Below are 3,206 nucleotides of genomic sequence, written 5' to 3' on the forward strand. Positions count from 1 at the left end.
GAGTACGGCTACCCTGCCGGTGCTGTTGTCGACCTCCATCGCCATCGCTATCGGCTGCTACCTGCCGTTTTCGCCGCTGGCGGAGCACTTCGGCTTTATCACTCTGGAAGCGCCCAAGTACTTCATGTGGCTGGTGATCACCATGCTGGCCTACATGGGGCTGACTCAGGCGATCAAGACCATCTACATCAAGCGCCACGGTCAGTGGTTCTGACGGGATAAGCCTGGCCATCAAGCGCCACCGTCAGTGGTGTTCGGTGTGAGCCAGATTGTGATGCGGGTCTTTATCCGTGTGAATGCAAAGAGGGATGGCTCAGGCCATCCCTCTTTTTCATGAAGCCAGGGGGAGATCAGTGCGGGACCAGAGCATATGCCTCGCCGGCCATACCGGTCAGGATGGAGAGGCTGACGGCGCCGAACAGCAGACCCGTGACCAGATTGAGCGGGCGCTGGATACGACCAAGCAGGCGTTGGGCCCGCGGGGTGGATAGGCTCCAGGCCAGCACGCCGAACCAGACCAAAGAGAGCAGGAACAGCTCCAGCACCAGCAGGCCGCGCGTCAGCCCGTCCACCTGCGGTGTCACCATGGCCGCCAGCAATCCCATGAAGAACAGCAGTGCCTTGGGATTGAGCAGATTGGTGGCGAGCCCGTTCCATACCCCCTTGCGCCAGCCCTGTTGCTCACCTCCCGCCTTGAAGGCCAGCGCTGCCGAACTGCGCCAGGCGGCCTTGATTGCTCCCCAACCGAGCCAGCCGAGATAGAGGGCGCCGACCACCTTCACCGCCATGAACAACCAGGGATGTTCGGCGATCAGCAGGCTGATGCCGGTCAGGCTGAGGGTGGCGTGTACCAGGATCGCCAGCGCTATGCCGAACGCGGCCCCCAGGGCCGTGGGTCTGTGCAGACTGGTGCGCAGGATCAGCGCGAAGTCCGGTCCCGGGCTCGCCAGGGCGACAAGATGGATGAGACCTATGGTCAGAAACAGGCTGGTGAACATGGCAAAACCTCAACGACAGTATGAGGGGGAAGCATGGGGGATCAGGGCTGGGGGAGATTGTAAAAGATTGCATCTGCTGACGGTCATCAGCTGGTTTGGGCTGTCATGGTCCTTATCTAGCCGGGCTGGCCCGTAAAAGATTGCATCTGTTGGCGGTAGTCCGCCGGGGTGAGCCCGAATGCCTGTCGAAAACCGTGGTGAAAGTGGCTCTGGTCGAAGAAGCCGACCGCCAGTGCCACGTCGCTCACCGGCAGACCGCTGCCGAGCAGGCGCTTGCCCTGCTCCAGTCGCAGCCGTTTGAGCCAGGCATAGGGGGTCATGCCGGTCTTTTTCTTGAACTGGCGCAAGAAGGCGAAGCGATCCAGCCCGAACAGGGCGGCCAGATCTTCCAGACTGTGGCGTTCATCCAGGCGGGCCAGCAGATAGTCCCGCAGGTATCTGAGCTGTGGATCCGCTAGGGCGTGGCGCTCAGGTGCGATGTGCAGCAGTTCGCCGAGCAGAGCGAGCAGCTGACTCTCCGCCAGCAGGCCGTCCGGTTGGGGATTATCCAGATACATGTGCAGCTGGGCGAAGCCCTGATAGAGGTCGGGGCGGCTCTGCAAGCCCTTGTCGAAGAAGGGGTCCGGGCTATCTGGCAGCCAACGTGCCAGCTGTTCGGGATCAATGGCAAACACCCGCACCTCGTACCCTTCTGGCTGCAGGCTGAGGCCGTCGTGCATTTCGTCCGGGTTGACGGTGGAGAGCTGGCCACGTACCAGATTGTGGCTGCTGCCCTTGTGGATGAATTTCTGGCCGCCCTGCTGCACCAGACCAATGTGATAGTCCAGGTGAACGTGGCGGCCATAGCTGAACTCCCTGTGGTGGGAGTGCGAGAGTTCAACCCCCGGCAACAGCCGGGATTGCCAGTAGTGGATGCGGGATGGGGGAGGGCTCATCGACTATTGATAACCTGAAATCCGAATGTTGGCTTGTAGATTATTGCAGCGTCGATGAGCCATGGCGTCAACTCTGGCTGGCCGCCCTGCGCCGCTTGCCGCTGCGCAACCCGTCCAGACTGAACAGTACAAGCGCACTCCAGATGCAGCCGAAGGTGATCAGCTTGTCCAGCGCCAGCTCTTCCCCGTAGAGAGTGACCGCCAGTATGAACATCAGGCTGGGGCCTATGTACTGGAAGAAACCCAGGGTGGAGAGTTTGAGCCGGGTGGCGGCGGCGGTGAAGCAGAGCAGGGGCGCCGTGGTGACTGCACCGGCGGCGATCAGCAGCAGGTTCAGTTGCCAGCCGTTTTCTGTCATGTGACTGGTGGGGCTGTCGGCGAATCCCCACAGGTAGATGGCGGCCGGCGGCAGCATGATCATGGTCTCGATCAGCAGGCCCGTGAGGGCATCGAGAGCCAGCTTCTTGCGGATGAGGCCGTAGATGGCAAAGCTGGAGGCCAGCACCAGCGCAATCCAGGGCAGGGAGCCGAAGGCGATGAGCTGGACGGCGACACCGATCACCGCCAGTCCCACTGCCCACCACTGCAGGCGGCGCAGCCGCTCGCTCAGGAACAGCATGCCGAGCAGCACGTTGAACAGCGGATTGATGTAGTAGCCGAGGCTGGCATCCAGCATGTGGCCGTTGTTGATGGCCCAGATAAAGAGCAGCCAGTTGCCGCCGACGGTGACTGAGGTAAAGGCCAGGGTGAGCAGCACTTTGGGCTGGCGCAGCACGGCCTGCACCTTGTGCCACTGGCGGCCTAGCAAGGTCAGCACCATCAGCAGGACGCAGGACCAGATCATGCGATGGGTCAGGATTTCGGGGGCCGGTACGGCTGAGATGGTCTTGAAATAGATGGGGGCGAGGCCCCAAAGGGTATAGGCGCACAAGGCATAGATGATGCCCTGACGCTGAGCTTGTTGCTGCATGCGGATAACCTTCACTGGAGAGTCGGATGCTGGAAAACATCGAAAAAAATCAGTGTAGCGATCCTTTTGGAGGGAAAGAAGTGAATAAATGATAATCAGCGGATTTTAACGACAGGCTTCTCTGCTCAGCGGCCCCCGCCGCGACGGATCTTCTCGACGTCCGCCAGCAACCACAGCATGAGTGCGATGGCGGAGATCCATGGACCCCAGGTCACATAGGCCTCACCCTGTCCCAGCAGGTAGAACAGCAGCGGCAGTCCTATCACCAGAAACAGTACACTTCCCAGAAAAAATAACATTTTT

At 60.6% G+C, this 3,206-nt stretch carries 4 protein-coding genes; 1 reads left to right on the plus strand and 3 read right to left on the minus strand.

Annotated elements, in window-relative coordinates; genetic code table 11:
• A partial coding sequence (locus tag AAC083_RS14465; RefSeq protein WP_146181685.1) for a hypothetical protein occupies positions 1–214 on the plus strand: 214 nt, incomplete at its 5' end.
• Between the two features lie 136 nt (positions 215–350).
• On the opposite strand, the gene AAC083_RS14470 is transcribed toward AAC083_RS14465, so the two are convergent.
• The 3 genes from AAC083_RS14470 to rarD form a co-directional block, all read right to left on the minus strand.
• Positions 351–998 (minus strand): LysE family translocator, encoded by a 648-nt coding sequence (locus AAC083_RS14470; RefSeq protein WP_108536974.1) that lies wholly within the window; start codon positions 996–998, stop codon positions 351–353.
• Between the two features lie 116 nt (positions 999–1,114).
• Positions 1,115–1,933 (minus strand): AraC family transcriptional regulator, encoded by an 819-nt coding sequence (locus tag AAC083_RS14475; RefSeq protein WP_108536975.1) that lies wholly within the window; start codon positions 1,931–1,933, stop codon positions 1,115–1,117.
• Between the two features lie 67 nt (positions 1,934–2,000).
• Positions 2,001–2,903: an EamA family transporter RarD gene (gene rarD / locus AAC083_RS14480; protein ID WP_042033958.1), complete on the minus strand. Its 903-nt coding sequence runs from the start codon at positions 2,901–2,903 to the stop codon at positions 2,001–2,003.
• Positions 2,904–3,206 lie beyond the last annotated feature (303 nt).

The sequence above is a fragment of the Aeromonas sp. HMWF014 genome (assembly GCF_963878295.1).
GTDB lineage: Bacteria > Pseudomonadota > Gammaproteobacteria > Enterobacterales > Aeromonadaceae > Aeromonas > Aeromonas popoffii.

Excerpts from the sequence above, each read along its gene's own strand:
- AAC083_RS14475 (WP_108536975.1), bottom strand. The coding sequence starts at position 1,933 with ATGAGCCCTCCCCCATCCCGCATCCACTACTGGCAATCCCGGCTGTTG.
- AAC083_RS14470 (WP_108536974.1), bottom strand. The coding sequence starts at position 998 with ATGTTCACCAGCCTGTTTCTGACCATAGGTCTCATCCATCTTGTCGCC.
- rarD (WP_042033958.1), bottom strand. The coding sequence starts at position 2,903 with ATGCAGCAACAAGCTCAGCGTCAGGGCATCATCTATGCCTTGTGCGCC.